The organism is Paenibacillus sp. FSL W7-1279 (genome assembly GCF_037969845.1).
Taxonomy (GTDB): Bacteria; Bacillota; Bacilli; order Paenibacillales; family Paenibacillaceae; genus Paenibacillus_AQ.
Genome location: NZ_CP150215.1, coordinates 257,549 through 271,751, shown reverse-complemented (window position 1 = coordinate 271,751; position 14,203 = coordinate 257,549). Strand labels below are relative to the sequence as shown.

Here is a 14,203-nt window from a genome sequence, read left to right as displayed (position 1 = left end):
TTGGAAAGAGCCCCTCTCCTGTCAAGAAGGGGACCCTCCCTACCATTACCCTAGAGTTATTTCAGCCCCAGCTTCTCTTTGTTCGCCTTCATCTTTTCGTTGCGGACTTCGACGATTTTATCCCAGTTGTTATCGTCCAGGAACTTTTTATATTCGTTCAAGAGACTATCGAAGGCTGCGTCGTCCTTGGAACGAATCATGCTGACGAGCGTGGAGTTCCATTTCGTATTGATGGCCGTCAGGGAGCGTGCTTCCGGTGTTCCCTGATCCGGGTTGATGTTCTCCAAAATAAAGTGCGGCGTCAGCTTGCCTTTGCCCCATTCCTGCATTTGCTTGATCGCATCCGGGAACGCATCCCCGCTCAGCGCTTTATGGCGGTCATGCCCGAAGAACATAAATTCGCCCATGCGGTAATCCTTTTTGAAGGTATCCGGATTGTTCATCTGAAGATCCTTTACGGCAGGGAGGAACTCCACCGTTCCATCTGCATTCACCTGGTAGGTCTCGCCTTCGATGCCGTAATTCATCAGCATTTGTCCTTCTTCGCTTAACAGGTAGGTGAAGAGCTGAATCGACTTGGCAGGATCTGCATTATTTTTCGTAATGAAGCTGATCATCCAGCCGGTGATACCGGATTGATTCAACGTCGGCTGGCGTCCTGCCGTGCTTTGCGGTCCGTCAATTGCGATGTATTCTTTGCCTTTGTTGTTGCTGTAGAAGCTCTGCAGGTTTCCGCCCTGCTGCGGCGTGCCGTCCAGCATGATCGTTGCGTATTTGCCCGCCTTCACCTTCTCTTCAAAAGCCGTTCCGTCATCGGCAAAGCTGTCATCGCTGATCGCGCCGTCCCGATATACGGTATTGAACGCCTTCACCCAAGTCAGATAATCTTCATCCAGATTACGGTTATAGAAACCGCCATTCTCCTCCAGCGGTACGCCGATGAAATCCTGCAGCACGTCGCCAAGCGAGCCCGTTCCTTCGCCGATGGAGTTGAATCCAAGTGGAATCAGAGCAGGGAATTGCTTCTTGATATCAGCAAGAACGGTCCGGAATTCTTCCGGCGTTCCCATAGCAGGCTTACCTAACGCTTCATAAACATCCTTGCGGATGATAAATGCCGTTTTGGCCGGAATGTTACCGCTGTCATAATCCTCCTGGGTATTGGAGTAGTTCGGATATCCGTACGTCTTGCCATCCTTCAATTGGAACCAGTTGAGGGTATCCTGCGCCGCTACTTTATTGAAGTAAGGGTCGTATTTCTCGGCCAGATCGTTCAGCGGCAGCGCCCATGTCGCCGCCTTCTGCACAACCGGAGAATTGGAGTCAAACGTTGTAATCAGATCCGGCATGTCCCCGCCGGCAAAAAACGTATTCAGCTTGGTGTCGTCACCCGTGATAAATTTGATGTTGATGTTCAGGTCTTCCTTAATCTTTTTAGTTACAACGTCCTTGCCAAAATCCGTATTCCACCAATCCGCATTCACGTACCACGTAAGCTCGGTTGTCTCTTCTTTTTTATCCAGCTGCCAAGCCGGCGTCTCAGCATTCGGTGTATAACGATCCTCGATCGAAACCCAATTTTCCTTCTTGGAGCCGGAATTCCCGCCAGACCCGCCGCAGCCGCTCACAACCAGCACAACCGCCATCAATGCCGTAATCAGCGTAAGTCCTTTCTTGCCAAATGCTTTGTTCATCAACATCCTGTAACCCTCCCTTTTAATAAAAGCGCTTACTTACCAGACCCTGACTTGCTTCTGTTCCACCCCTTTAAAGAGCAGTTTCTCTACTCTTTAACAGCTCCGAGCATCATGCCGGAGATAAAATATTTCTGTAATATTGGATACATCACAACAATCGGCAGCGTCGTCACGACAATTGTTGCTAGTTGGACCCCTTTGGTCGTTGTCTGAATCGCGACCGAACCGATATTTTGCATCGATTGGGTCTGGGACTGCACAATAATCTCATACAGCATCATCTGTAACGGATACAGCGACTGATCGGTGATATACAATTTGGTGGTCATAAAATCATTCCACTGCCCCACCCCGTTAAACAGGGCTATCGTCGCCATAGCCGGCATCGAAAGCGGAATGAAGATGCTCAGGAAAATCCTCCAGTCTCCCCCGCCGTCGATCTTCGCCGACTCTTCCAGCGAATCCGGCACGTTGCGGAAGAAATTCATCAGAATGATGACGTCGTAAAAGCTTAACAGGGCTGGGATAATATAAACCCAGAAGCTGTTTAACAGCCCCAAGTCTTTGATCAACAAGTACGTCGGAATCATGCCGCCCGAAAAAAACATGGTGACGACGCCCATTGCCACGTAGAACTTGCGGCCGCGTACGTATTTTTTGCTCAAGCCGTAACCCACCATGGCACAGAAGAACACGTGCGTGATGACCCCGATCACAGTTTTGGCTACCGAGATAAAGAAGGCGTTCCATATATTCGCATCCCGGAACACGGCCTGATAATTCTCAAGCGAGAATTCGGTAGGCCAGAAGATGAACCCACCCTCGGCAAGGGACCTGCCCGAGCTGAAGGATGAGACGACGACGTTCCATAACGGAACGACAATGATGATCGTAAACGTAACCAGTAAAATGATGTTGATCGTATCAAAGATCCGGCTGTCGAGATCCCCTTTTGCTGCTTTGAAATTCACCGTTATACCCCCTTCTGCATGACCTATAGAACGGATTGATTATCGTTTAATTTACTGGTCACCTTATTCGCCGTAACGAGCAGAATGACGGAGATGATGGATACACCCAAACCAACGGCTGTGGCATAGGAGAAATCTCCCTGCGTCATACCCATCCGGTACACGTACGAGTTAATGACTTCAGCCTTTTCCCGGTTCTGCGAATTCATGAGCACCAAAGTTTGATCCAGATTCGATCCCAATAAACCGCTTACAGTCAGGATCAGATTCAAGCTGATAATCATCTTCATGTTCGGTAAGGTAATGTTCCAGATCTGTCTTAGTCGGCTGGCCCCGTCGATTCTTGCAGCCTCGTAGTAGGTAGGATCGATCTTGGCCATGATCGCCAGATACAGAATCGTTCCCCAGCCGGCCTCTTTCCAAATATCCGACAGCGTTGCGATCCACCAATACTTGCTTGGATCAAGCAAAATGTTTTGCGGCTGCGAGATCAGCCCCAAAGCAAGCAATATCTCGTTGAACAGGCCGGATGTCGAGAACCAAGTAATGAGCATGCCACCCAATACGATCCAGGACAAGAAGTGGGGCAGGTAGGAGACGGTTTGGACGATTTTTTTGAAGCGCCCCATGCCCACCTCGTAAATCATGATGGCCAGAATGATCGGAATGACAAAGCCGATCGCCAATTTCAAGAAGCTGATGCCCAGCGTGTTGACGACGGAATCCCAAAAATACTTGTCCGACAAAATAATTTTGAAGTTATCCAAGCCCACCCACGGCGCGGAATCCAACGTATCGATAACGGTGTAATTTTTAAACGCAATCGTCAAACCGTAAATCGGTATGTAGCAGAAGATGAACATGAAGATGACGCCGGGAATGATCATCGATTGAAGCTCCCATTGCCGCTTGTAATCCATAAAGAATTCCTTGATCCTCTGCCCCATCGGCTTTTTCCCGGTGGGTCGAACCGCTCCCGTGCCGGTTGACTGAACTGCAGCTGTTTTGCTCACCTGCTTAGCCTCCTTTGATTCGAACCGCCATAAAAACGTTTTTATTTTCAGTAAAAAAACGCCCTGATTTTATTGAATCATTTTAAAAAAAGCGACTTGGTAAGTCTCGTCTCTTCGCTTAACCCGATTCATTCCGATTCATCTTCACATGACTGGAGCCGCGAACGACCAGCTCTCCCGGAAGCTTCTGAATCTTGCCCTTCTCTTTCTTCTGAATCATGCGCACCAGATGGTCCACGACCAGAATCCCCTGTCTGGCAATCTGATTGCGTACGGTCGATAAAGGCGGCGTAAAATACTGCGCGATATCGATATCATCGAATCCTACGACGCTGACGTCCTGCGGAACCTCGTATCCATGGGACTTCAACGCCCGAATGCAGCCGATGGCACTCACGTCATTACCGGCAAGAAACGCGTCCGGCACTTTGCCAGGGTGTAAGTGAAGAAACGATTTGACGGCGTTATAGGAACCCTCTTCCTCAAAATAGCCTTGCAGGATGTAGTCTCCGTCGATCGGGAACTGGCACTCCCGAAGCGCGGCCAGATATCCTTCTTTCCGCTGCACGCTGTCAAACATCGTATCCACGCCGGAGATGTAGGCAATCTTCTTATGTCCCAGGCTGATCAGGTACTTGGTTGCTTCATAACCGGCTACGTAAGAGTCGAATATGATGCTGCCCATCGTCTCACTCTGAACCTCGCGATCCAGAAAAACGGCCTTAATCTTGTCCTTCTCCATAGCGGCGATGTCTCTATCGTCGATCTTCAGCTCTTCAAAGATAATGACGCCATCCACCCGGCCGCCCATAATATTGCTCATGATTATCTGCTTATCCTTCGTCACGAATACGTTCAATCCATAACCCAGACGGTCACATTCACGTGACATCGACTCCACCAATGTGTAGAAGTAAGGCCCTGACACGCTTGTCGTAAAGAAGCCCAGCATCTTGGTCTTCCCCGACTTCAATAGCTTTCCGTTCAGGTTAGGCACATAATTGAGTCGCTCCGCCACCTTCAGCACATGGGATTTGGTCTCCGGGTTCAATACATCTACATCGTTCAATGCATTCGAAACCGTAGAAATGGAGACGCCGGCTTCTCTTGCCACATCCTTGATTGTTACTTTACCCATATAACCATTCCATTCTTCCTTTGCGATAAAAACGTTTTTATGTACATAAGTTACCACATACGCGAGGTGAACACAATGTTTTTTTGGAAGGGGTTACAAATATTTTTTTCGATTATGCTCAGCGACCCCTGGGGGGATAGATATGAAAAAAAGCAGACACTCTTCAACTCGGTACCCTTCATCGGTACCACTCTTCAAAGTGTGCCTGCAGAAATTGAATCTCTCGCTCATAATGGGCCACATGCCCCTCGTCGATCATGTTCTGGTAAGCCTTGTTGCCTTGTGCCGCACCGGTTGTAAGTGTATCGCATAATGCCTTGATGCGTCTAATAGTCCATTCTTTCAGGTTGGGAGGCGGTGTTATACCATAGGACTTAAAGAACAGCGATACTCTGTGCGTGCGATCCGCAGCATGTAATTCCGATTGATAAGGTATCGATGTCCCTGTAGTGTAATCTATTGCAAAGCTTGCCAGCGGGACTGAGGTGTACAGCATATAAACGATGTCCCAGATTCTTGGACCTGGCGCAGCCAAATCAAAATCAATCAGTGCAACCGGCACTTCGTCTTGAAAAACGATATTGTATGGCGTGGCATCATTGTGACAGATCACTTCATCGTCCCATCCCCCCGAAGCCTGAGGGGTATGTGCAACCTCCGGTTGGATTGAAGCTGCGGCAAAGCCCTACACGGCGTCATGATAACGCCGTAACAACGCTGCACTCTGGATAAGGGCATGGTCCGACCATATATAGGGTTTAAAATCAGGATATCGGTTTCCCGGCACTTCGCCAGGAATGTAGGACAAGATCTCGCGACCGCTGTGATCAATGCCTATGAACTTGGGGGCGCCTTCAAACCCCTGCTTATCCAAGTGTTGAAGCAAGTCATGCACGAAAGAACTCCATTCAGTCGTACGATGAACGGTATTACCGATACGTACGACTTCGTTCACATTGCCATAAGGAAGTATTTCTTCCTTGTCACACATCCATAGCTCCCCTTCCCGCTGCTCCATGTGCCATCCCCAGCACATCAGCCAATCCCTCCAGATCCAGTCCGTCGGCGGCAAAAGCGGTGCGAACGAGCTTCGGCGGGACGAACTCGTCATATTTGCCGAGATACGGCGCTTCGTCCGGATCCAGGAGTGCGCTTGCGTCCTCGCAATCCATCAGTTCCTGCTTGATTTCCTCCATCAGCGTCTTATTATCGACCCTACCCGCAACCACCATATAATACGGCTCCATCGGCACGATGGAGCGCAGCGCCAGCCGCTCGGACAGATTATGCTTCAGCAGTCGTTCCAGCGTGCGGAACTGCTTGCTGCCCGCCCAAGGCAGGATGAACAGGGAGTCGCCGCCCGCCGGTAGAACCACCTGCTTCAGCAGTCCGCTTTCCCGGGCGAGACGACGAGCCCGTTCCAGACGATTCACCGCGCCCGGCGCCAGATACGGATAAATGGCGCTGTCCGCCAGCACCTCCCGCATCTTCTGCACCACGCGAGTATGCACATCGCCGCCTGCGCCAAGCCATAAGGTATCGACCTTGCCTTTGGCCGACTTTACATACAGGGCCTTATGCTTCGTATCGACTTCCTCCACCTTCCACAGCTTGCCCGCGAGCGAGAAGCAGTAGCCCGGCGGCGGCACGGTCGTAATCGATCCGATTTCTTCGGACCCGTTATATACGACATGCTCTTCATCGTCCTTAAACACCGCGTAGAAGCGGTAGTTGTTCACGATTTTCTCCCCGCCAAGGCCGATGATCAAGCTTCCTTCCTCCGTACGCTGGATATGGTCCGTCTGCAGCAAATACTGCAAGAACTCCTTGTATTCCTCCGGCTCAATGCCGCGGAAAGCCGGGAGAGACAGCACTGCTCTCGCCAGATCCGGCGGCTCGGTTTCGCCCATGCTCTTAAGCGTGCTCATCGTTTGATGATAGAGCACGCCCACCGGCTTCTTCCGCAGGGCCAGCGGTTCGACCCACTTCTCGCGAATATACAGCTCGATGACTGCAATGGCCCGGAGCAGCATCCATGGCATGCGCGCAGGCAGCATGGCCTCCTCATCCTCGTCCTCCGGACAGAGGAACATCATCTCGGAGGCCTGATCCCCGCGCCGGCCGGAGCGGCCGAGCCGCTGAACGAAGCTGGAACAGCTGTACGGCGCGCCCAGCTGAATCACCCGCTCCAGCTCGCCGAGATCGATGCCGAGCTCCAGCGTCAGGGTGGCCGCTGCAACCGCCGGCCCCGGACCTTCACGGAGCGCAGCCTCGGCTTCCTCGCGCAGCATCGCCGAGATGCTTCCATGGTGCACATGGAAGACGTCCCGCTGCTCGCGCTTGGCCGCAATCCGGCGCAGCTCGAGCGTGGTCAGCTCGGCATCCGAGCGGCTGTTGGTGAAGACCAGCGCTTTTTTCAGATGCGTGTTGTCGTATACGAAATCGTAATAGGCTTTACGGGCAAGCTCCAGCTGCTCCGCCTGCTTCTCATCCCGCGCATCGGGGAAGGAGAAATGCTCGACCGACAGCCGCAGCTTCCGCCCCCCTTGCGGCGAGACAACCTCGACCGCGTTCTTCGTGCCTGCGCCCAGCCAGCCGGCAGCGGTCTCGTAATCGCTAAGCGTAGCCGACAGCCCGATGCGGCGAGGGGAACAGGAAGCCATCCGCTCGATCCGGGTCAGCTGGCTCAGCACCTGAATGCCCCGATCCGCTCCCATAAAGGCATGCACCTCGTCAATGATGACATACCGCAAATCCTGGAACAGCGCCGGGATGGCGTTCGGCCGGTTCATGAGCAGCCCCTCAAGCGATTCCGGCGTAATCTGCAGCACGCCCGACGGCTTCTGCATCAGCTTCGTTTTCTCGGCTTGGGACACATCGCCATGCCAATGCCATACCGGCACCTGGCCCTCCTTCAACAGATCGGAGATGCGCTCAAACTGATCGTTGATCAGCGCCTTAAGCGGGCCGATATACAGGATCCCTACTGAGCTGGAAGGCACGTTGTACAGCTCCGTCAGCGCCGGGAAGAACGCGGCTTCGGTCTTGCCCGATGCCGTACCGGAAGCGATCAGCAGATGATGGGGCGTGTCGAACAGGACGCGGCAGGCTTCCACCTGCGCCTCACGGAGTGTATCCCATCTTTTTTTATAGATGAACTCCTGAATGAACGGGGCCAGTCTGGAAAAAGGGTTCGCACTCATAATTCAAACTCCGCGAGGAGATCGTCCAGATCGTCCGAATCGGCATCATTCGGCCCTTTGCCCTGCGGCTGCGCTGCGGCACGCTCGCCTAGCAGCTCTTCAAACGTGGCATCGGGATGCTGATGCAGCGTATGCAGCAGATCCATGAAATCCCGCACCACCTCGCGGGTGGTGAGCAGCTCCTCTGCTCCCAACCTATTCACGGCCGTCTGCATGAATGCGATGAGCTGATCATCCGTTAACTGCGCTTCATATTTGAAGTGCAGGGCGTGGATATCCCGCAGCTTTTGCAGGAGGATCAGAATCTCCTCATACGACAGCATGTCCAGCTTCAGGATGGGCGAAGTGTACGTTCTCAGCGAGCTGCTGCCGTAGCGTCCGTCGATCAGGCGGGAACGCAGCGCGTCATAACTGAAGAGCCCCCGGCGCTCATCCTCGACAAACTGCGGTGTTCCGCCCATGTAGATGCCCAGATGCTCCGCTTTGCCCTGCATCGTGTCGTTGAACATGGTCAGCAGCTTCTCGTAGTTGCTCTGGCGGGATACGCTGTTGGTAATTTTGTAGAGATTAACCCCTTCGTCAATGAACAGCAGCAATCCCTTATACCCAATGGCCGCCGTAAACTCGGACCATAGCTTCATATAATCGTACCAATTGTCATCATCGATAATGACCCCGACGCCAAGGTCCTTACGCGCCTCCGTCTTCGTCGGAACTTCCCCGCGGAGCCAGCGCAGCGCCGCTCCCTTGCGGTCATCGTCGCCAAGCTTATAGCCGTTCCAGTAGGCAGCCAACACCTTCGCAAAATCAAACCCGTGCACCAGATTCTGCATGCCGTTTGTCACCGCATAGATCTGCAGCTCCACCCGATCATTCAGGGCAGGATCATCTGGCCGCATGCCCGTCTCCTGCATAATGTCCTGCTGGATCGCGGCAATCCATTTCTGCAAAATGGCCTCCAACGCGCCCCCGTCCGGACGCGTCCTTGTGGACAGATGGGTCATCAGCTCACGGTAAGTGGCAAGACCTTGCCCTTTCGTGCCCACCAGCCGCCGCTCCGGCGACAGATCCGCATCCGCCACCACGAAATCGCGGTCCATCGCGTAGTTGCGGATGATCTGCAGCAGGAAGCTTTTGCCGCTTCCGTAGCGGCCCGTAATCAGGCGGAAGGCGGCGCCGCCCTCGGCGATATTTTCCATATCGCGCAGGATGGACTCCACCTCCGGCTTCCGGCCGACGGCGATGAACTCAAGCCCCACCCGCGGCACGACCCCTGCCGTTAAAGAGTTTACGAGGGCCGTTGTGAGCCGTTTCGGTATTTTTAGTTCCGTCATAGTTCCACCTCTTTCAAGCATCTTACAAACATCTCTCAAAACATAAAATCTATTTCCACACGTCCGGTTATACGGACTTTAATGTTTCCAGCATATCTATATAATCATCCGCAATGACCTCTCCATCGATCAAAAGATCACCGATGGTGTCCATCGCGGCCTCATTGATCTCATCAAGCAATAACGCCGGCATGGAACCGACCTTCTCCGCAATTTGCTGCAGCTCCGAGCGGTTCGGTCCCGCCTTGAGGGCGTGGAGAACTTCCAGGTGGGTGGGATTGAGACGCTCTGCAAGCTCCTGCCATTCCTCATCCTCTACCTCCCATTGCCACAACTGCTCTCCTACTGTAGGCATCCCTATAAGGGCCTCTACATCTACGACGTGCGGGTCTATAACGTGGATGCCCCCAGCTTCAGATGAATGCTCTGATGAAGGCAGCGGCTTGAGCTCTAGAGAGCCTGTGGATTGCATTGAGCGATCACCAGCACTCCCTGACGACCCCATAGACTTTCCGTTCGCTGCTTCTGATTTCGATTCTTCCGTGTTCACGGAGTGAACGATGCCATCTGCTTCATCAAGCTGATCACGTACCTCTATGGCTTCAACCTCATAAGGATCCGCATCAAAATCCATCACCGCCTGGAACACGTCCGGTTTCTTCGCCGCCGATTTTCGGGAAGATCGGCCCTTGGAAGGTGCAGCCATGTTACTGCTTGCTCCCGTATCTTCGGAGTGATCTGAAGAAGCACCAACGGACGAAGCTGGTTCCGATGCCGGCTGACTGTTGCTCGCTTCAGCCTGCTGCCCCGCTTCCTCCGTAAGCAGCATGTCGCGGACCTGGTCCGACTCCTGCTGTAATCGGCGCAGCTTCCCGATGTCGATCTGAACCTCAGGTATCGCCTGTCTGCGCTGGGCCTCTATCTGCTCCTGAATCTCTTTTTTCAGATAACGGGTAATAATCTCTACTATTTCAGGATCCACTACATCCGGGCCGCGCAGCCGTCCCTTGAAACCTCTCAGCTCCCGCAGCTTATTCTCGGTCAAGCGTACCAGCGCCGTTATATAGGAACGCAAAGGTGCATACTCGCTTAAAGACACCACCGTCAGCACGACGTTTCGCCCGTATAACCCATGATCGTACACCGCACTGCGGAATAAATGCCGTTTCACCTGCCGGGGCCGGGGCTGAAAGTGGTCGATGAATCGGTGCCCCTTTATTTTGGCCCAATAGCTGTCCACGAGCGCAATGACTTTGGGGGCATACTGTTCCAAGTCCTTGCGGCCACTCTCCTGATAAAAACGGCTCTTCTCCACGTCATAATCCAGTAAATCGAGCAGCAGCTCCCACGTCAGCTTCACGGGCTGGAGGGAGAACCGACGCTTCCATTCCTTCTCCTTCAGCTCACTGGATAGAACGCGCGGAAAGCGCTGGTACGTTTCGCGGATCGGCATATCCAAGCCATGCACGATCATAAAATCATATAGCCACTCCCGCAGGTACGTATCCAGCTTGGTATACCGCTTGCGGTAGGCTATCCATGCCTGCTCCATCAACTCATAGCCCTGTAAGGGATCGCTCCAGCCTACACCATGGATCAGCTCGTAAAAATAGACAAACAAATAGGATAAGTCCGTATCCGGGTACCGCCCGGACCTGACTTCCTCCCGCCAGTAAAAATACCACTTGAACTGGTCGCTGGCCATCTGGTCGTAGGTCGGCCAATAGCTTTTGAAAGCCACAAAAGGGGCCTCTCCCTCCACATGCCATGCGAGCTCCCTTGCTTTCTGCACGAATTGCTGCTCCTTGGTCACGTAGCGGAAGTCCTCATCCCAATTCATATCCAGCGGCTGCTGCGGCTTCACAATCAAGGATTTCTTCGTTGGTGCCACAGGATTCATGGGTTCCTGCTCCTGATTCAGCATAACTGACTGCTTGTCCGGCAGCGAAACGTCCTGCTCATCACCGGCCAGCTCGAATTCGGCAAAACGAATCCCTTGGTCACTCACGTGCGTAGTTTGTCTTATATCTTTTATGTGATTGTCGTTGTTAGGCTTATCGTTTGTCATCGAACATGAACCTCCGTCACAACTTCAATTATACCATTTAACCTATAGGGACTACCCGGTTTTCACATGTTTCTCATCTGTATTATAATGGACGGAATGACAGTCTAGCGAATGACTTTATGCTGAAAGGACCTTCGAATGAATAAATGGCTGAAAGCATTGTTATTTCTAGTGGGCGCGGCTATTCTGACAAGGCTGATCCCCTTCTCTTCCTGGTTCCGTATCCTGGATACGATGGTCCATGAGCTGGGGCATGCCGTCATGACCCTACTGATGTCGGGGCGGGTGCTCAGCATCGAGCTGAATCCGGATCACAGCGGCGTGACCTATTCCATGCTGGCTTCCGGCGGCTGGAGTCCGATTGTGGTTTCGCTTGCAGGTTATATGTCGGCATCCCTGTTCGCCATTCTGATGTTCTACGGCTATGCCAAGAAAAAACAGGCCACCGGCCTGATCACCATTACCGTGCTTGCCCTCATTATGATCATCTTCTTCGTTCGTGCCGGCTATGGATTATGGTGGCTCATTATTTTTATGATCGTGAATCTGATCTTCTATTTCCTCGGGGAGAAGATCCGCAATTTCTACTACTTGCTGCTTGCCTTTCTCGTGCTGGAAGAGTCCGTGGTCGGTCCGCTAACCCTCCTGACCATGGCGCTGACCCAGCCCAAACAAGCAGGCGACGCCTCCAACCTGGCCAACATGACCGTGCTCCCGGCCTTCGTCTGGGCGCTGCTGTTCCTGCTGTTCTCCCTATGGTGCGCGAGGGTGGCGCTCCAGCTGTTCTGGAAGAAGCGGTGAAACAGGTTAATTGCAAGACAGGAAAAAGAAGCCAGCGTTATCCAATCTTTGGAATGACGCTGGCTTTTTTATAACGCTTGATTCCTATAAAGGATCTTTTTTGTGATGGCATGATTCATACAAAAACATAATATTAGGATGGAACATAGTACAATAGTAGAGCTTATTTTCTTCATCATAAAATTTGATTCCTCCCCTACCATCCATAGACAACCATAGATATATTATTGAGCGGGCCAAACGAATTGAACAAAGCTACGATCTATGCGTTACGGCGTCATGAGCTGGTAATTGGAATCGATCTAAGGCGTATTCTGGGAGTTTTTCTGCCACTCAGCCTAAAAACGAATCGAGAGATTATACCATGTCGGGCTTAAAAACCATCAGCACATTCCCAAACCCTGGACCGCCTCATGCGAAGGAACCTGTCGGAGATGGAGCAGGATTGGCCTTCTCTTCGTCTAATATACTGTATGTGTGCATTATATGAATTCGTCCATTGAGTCCTGTATGGAAAAGACATTATAAGAATTCAACGCGAAAGATATATCGAATAAGAAGGAGATACCATGGCAGATCCACAGTGGCTAGGAAATGCAATTACGGCTATAGCAACAATCTCTGCTTCTACACTGACTTTTTATGGTGCGTAAACGAGGATGACTAGTAATTCGAGGAAGACACCAACAGCGGTTTACCACCGTTGATAGCTACCTTCAGAGTCATTAAACGAATAATTAGTTGCCATGGAAGAACGAGGCTTGATTTTGAATGAGAGATGTCCTGAGCAATTAGATTGGGAATTCATTAAGTGGGTATGGAATTTCAGAAAATATAAAAGACCAGGAATACTCAAAAAATGAAAAAGGAAAAAATATAATAATACCTAAAACACCAAGGGAAGTAACAAACTTAATAGATCAATTAAATAGCAAATTCGAAGGAGGCAATACCATCATCTAACAGTGTATCTGCGCTTCGGGGCTTTACAACCCTTGGTCTGCAGGAGAGATTCTTGATGAAGTATAATCAGCAGACAGCCCCTCACTTGGAAAGTTCGTTGGACCTGCGCTATAGCCTCTTAACCCAGTGAGGTTCGTAGATACAGCAACTTTAGCTGAAACTTGATAAAGGAGATAATGATGAATAATGATAAAAAAGCATTGGCTCCCTCTAGTATTTTATTTTATATTAATTTTTATTACTTGTTATTTTTGGAGAACAATATTTATCTCAAAGCTTTCTTTATTTGAGTATATTTTATTGTCTACGTTAGCTGTTTTATTCTCTTCTTTGGTAATTTACCCTGCATTAAAACCATTCTCCAGATACAAATTTATTGCCTTGACAATGAAAGCTGTCGGTGGAATTGCAACATCACTTATGGTTCTCGGACAAGGCTACTTAGTAATTGTTTTTCCAATTATGACATTTGGATTGATAGCAGGAGTACAAATATTAACTTGGGAAGCTATTTATTATTTATTTGATGTGGATCACTCAATGAAAGTTATTGAAGCGTACCAAGCTTTGCTTGTATCAATAGTTGTATTTGCATATTTCGGTCGGAAAATAACAATCTATACCTACAAATATACTAGCAATGAACATTCACAAGCTCACAAGGATATTCAAAGCTTAATTGACAAAGCATTGTCTGTTTTTTTCTTTAGAAGAAGAGCCTATGAATTAGTAATTTTACTGACCATCTTGTCTACTCTCGATAAGCTGTACGGCAGCCCAATAATTGATAGTGATTTTTGGAACACGATTAGTAAAATTTCGTTTGAAAGTCTTATTACATTCGTTGCAATAGATTCCTATTATATAAATTTCATTAAAAAATAAAATTAGCTGAGAGATTAATAGAACATTATCTAACAGAATATTCATGCATCGGGTCATTAGGCCCTCAGTCCGTAGATCAAAGAGACAGCAGAGGATTGGAATTCGCTGGACAACTCGCACCGAATAACCG

At 50.6% G+C, this 14,203-nt stretch carries 9 protein-coding genes and 1 pseudogene; 2 read left to right on the top strand and 8 right to left on the bottom strand.

Going from position 1 to position 14,203, the window contains the following annotated elements; translation table 11 throughout:
* Positions 1–56 precede the first annotated feature (56 nt).
* The 8 genes and pseudogenes from MKY82_RS01275 to MKY82_RS01240 all read right to left on the bottom strand — a co-directional run bounded on the left by MKY82_RS01275 (position 57) and on the right by MKY82_RS01240 (position 11,424).
* A complete protein-coding gene (locus tag MKY82_RS01275) occupies positions 57–1,700 on the bottom strand; it encodes a sugar ABC transporter substrate-binding protein (RefSeq protein WP_194540421.1) in 1,644 nt (547 codons plus the stop codon).
* Positions 1,701–1,783: 83 nt separating this feature from the next.
* Positions 1,784–2,668: a carbohydrate ABC transporter permease gene (locus MKY82_RS01270; RefSeq protein ID WP_194540420.1), complete on the bottom strand. Its 885-nt coding sequence runs from the start codon at positions 2,666–2,668 to the stop codon at positions 1,784–1,786.
* 23 nt (positions 2,669–2,691) lie between these two features.
* A complete protein-coding gene (locus MKY82_RS01265; RefSeq protein ID WP_339295288.1) occupies positions 2,692–3,681 on the bottom strand; it encodes an ABC transporter permease subunit in 990 nt (329 codons plus the stop codon).
* A gap of 118 nt (positions 3,682–3,799) precedes the next feature.
* Positions 3,800–4,819 carry a LacI family DNA-binding transcriptional regulator gene (locus tag MKY82_RS01260; protein WP_194540418.1) on the bottom strand — a complete coding sequence of 340 codons (1,020 nt, stop codon included), beginning with the start codon at positions 4,817–4,819 and terminating at the stop codon, positions 3,800–3,802.
* A 178-nt stretch (positions 4,820–4,997) separates the two neighbouring features.
* Positions 4,998–5,810, bottom strand: a pseudogene (locus MKY82_RS01255) (phosphotransferase).
* Complete coding sequence (locus MKY82_RS01250) at positions 5,803–8,022, bottom strand: DEAD/DEAH box helicase (RefSeq protein ID WP_339295287.1); 2,220 nt, start codon at positions 8,020–8,022, stop codon at positions 5,803–5,805. The pseudogene MKY82_RS01255 and the gene MKY82_RS01250 overlap by 8 nt, the downstream one beginning before the upstream one ends.
* Positions 8,019–9,356: an ATP-binding protein gene (locus MKY82_RS01245; protein WP_194540416.1), complete on the bottom strand. Its 1,338-nt coding sequence runs from the start codon at positions 9,354–9,356 to the stop codon at positions 8,019–8,021. Before MKY82_RS01245 ends, MKY82_RS01250 begins: the two co-directional genes overlap by 4 nt.
* 67 nt (positions 9,357–9,423) lie before the next feature.
* Positions 9,424–11,424, bottom strand: a complete 2,001-nt coding sequence (locus MKY82_RS01240) for a TerB N-terminal domain-containing protein (protein WP_339295286.1) — start codon at positions 11,422–11,424, stop codon at positions 9,424–9,426.
* 138 nt (positions 11,425–11,562) lie between these two features.
* Here MKY82_RS01240 and MKY82_RS01235 point away from each other — a divergent pair, with 138 nt between their 5' ends.
* Together MKY82_RS01235 and MKY82_RS01230 are read left to right on the top strand one after the other, a co-directional pair.
* On the top strand, positions 11,563–12,225 hold the full coding sequence (locus MKY82_RS01235) for a M50 family metallopeptidase (protein WP_339295285.1): 663 nt from the start codon (positions 11,563–11,565) through the stop codon (positions 12,223–12,225).
* Positions 12,226–13,374: 1,149 nt separating this feature from the next.
* Complete coding sequence (locus tag MKY82_RS01230; RefSeq protein ID WP_339295284.1) at positions 13,375–14,073, top strand: hypothetical protein; 699 nt, start codon at positions 13,375–13,377, stop codon at positions 14,071–14,073.
* The last annotated feature ends 130 nt before the right edge of the window (positions 14,074–14,203 follow it).